The organism is Salinimicrobium profundisediminis (genome assembly GCF_026241755.1).
Classification (GTDB): domain Bacteria; phylum Bacteroidota; class Bacteroidia; order Flavobacteriales; family Flavobacteriaceae; genus Salinimicrobium; species Salinimicrobium profundisediminis.
Map to the genome: position 1 here is coordinate 1 of NZ_JAPJDA010000085.1, position 1,627 is coordinate 1,627.

The 1,627-nt window shown below is 37.2% G+C and carries 1 protein-coding gene and 1 riboswitch; the gene reads left to right on the top strand.

Annotation, left to right across the window (positions count from 1 at the left end):
- The first annotated feature begins 347 nt into the window (after positions 1 to 347).
- A riboswitch (ZMP/ZTP riboswitch) is annotated at positions 348 to 430 on the top strand.
- Between the two features lie 42 nt (positions 431 to 472).
- Positions 473 to 1,333 carry a bifunctional 5,10-methylenetetrahydrofolate dehydrogenase/5,10-methenyltetrahydrofolate cyclohydrolase gene (locus OQ279_RS18670; RefSeq protein WP_214474352.1) on the top strand — a complete coding sequence of 287 codons (861 nt, stop codon included), beginning with the start codon at positions 473 to 475 and terminating at the stop codon, positions 1,331 to 1,333.
- The last annotated feature ends 294 nt before the right edge of the window (positions 1,334 to 1,627 follow it).

The following is a 1,627-nucleotide window of genomic DNA, read 5'->3' on the forward strand; positions in this document are numbered from 1 at the left end:
GTTTTAGGTAAAAGGATCGCGGTTCTCAAATATTAATTATGCTGACCGATTAATATGTCAGTTTATAACAAACCCGAACGTTTAGCAGATATCATCTTTATTATCTGTTTAAATGTTTGGGTTTTTTTATCACTCTAAAATACTATTGCAGAAACAGTGACTTTAAATCTAAAATCGGTAGGACCCTCTATGACTATTAAGGAGCACTGCTTCCTTCAGAACTGAACGAAGATCAATGATTTTTTAACATAATATGTGTACAGGGGTATTTTCCGAACGATAAAGATAAAAATCATTGAATTATATGTCTTTTGTGTTAAAATGATATTGAAAAATTGGATATGTTTAAAAATCGCAGTAACTGACGACAATGCGGAATGAACCGCTGGGGAGCTGCGTCTATGTATAGCCGGTCGTCTGGGCAGAGAGAGGGATTTCCTTGTCTCTTTTCTTATTAATTGGAGGGATATACATGGAGAAGAAAGTGATTTTAGATGGAAATGCAGTTGCTGCAAGTGTAAAGGAAAGTTTAAAAGAAAGAATAAACCTTTTAGCACAGGAAGGAATTACACCGTGCTTAGCTACGATCCTCGTTGGGGATGACCCATCTTCAGAAACCTATGTAAGAATGAAGGGCAATGCATGTGAAAAGTTAGGGATTATTTCTAAACGAATTCATCTCCCAAAAGAAACAACTACAGAAGAACTGCTTGAAACAATCACCGAACTGAATGAAGATGAAAAGGTTCACGGCATTCTTCTTCAGCACCCTGTGCCAGAGCAAATAGATGAACGAAAAGCTTTTGAGACAATTGCAATTGAGAAGGACGTTGATGGAGTAACAAGCCTTGGATATGGACAAACAGCATTTGGATTTGGTGTCTATCCTTCCTGTACCCCAGCCGCCATATTAGAGATAATGGATTTCTATAATATTGATGCTTCAGGGAAGCATGCAGTCGTTGTTGGAAGAAGTCCCATCCTTGGAAAGCCTGTTTCTGCACTCCTATTAAATAGAAATGCAACAGTCACCACTTGTCATTCTTACACATCAAATCTTGAACAGTTTGTTAAACAAGCAGATATTGTTGTGGCTGCTGTAGGGAAACCTAATTTTATTCAGGGTGAATGGATTAAAGAGGGTGCAGTGGTATTGGATGCTGGTTATAATAAAGGAAATATTGGAGATGCAGACTATGAAAGCTGTGCTGAAAAAGCATCAGCTATTACGCCGGTTCCTGGCGGTGTCGGGCCTGTCACCATTTCGATGCTGCTTAAACATACAGTAATTTCAGCTGAAAGTTATATGTCGAAAAAGAGTGCAACTTTATAATTTTGATTTGAAACCTAAGTATAACGATGAATTAATCTGCTTTTGAGATAATCTGCCAGGGTTATGCAGTACCCGAACTAACAATTAATTTGACATATCGGTTTAAATCGCTTATTATTAAGCTAACGCTGTAATGTTCGTTATATATATTTTATGGATAAGTGGTCGTAACTGCAATGAAATGTAGGCGATTTTACTCCTCATTTCGAGTGGCTGCGATCTTTTTATGTTTAAGCTTATATAATCAAGACTTATAGTGAACACATTTTTGGAGGTATTATCATGAACACAGGT

Bases quoted from the DNA above. Each gene is read 5' to 3' on its own strand.
- OQ279_RS18670 (WP_214474352.1), top strand. From the start codon at position 473: ATGGAGAAGAAAGTGATTTTAGATGGAAATGCAGTTGCTGCAAGTGTA.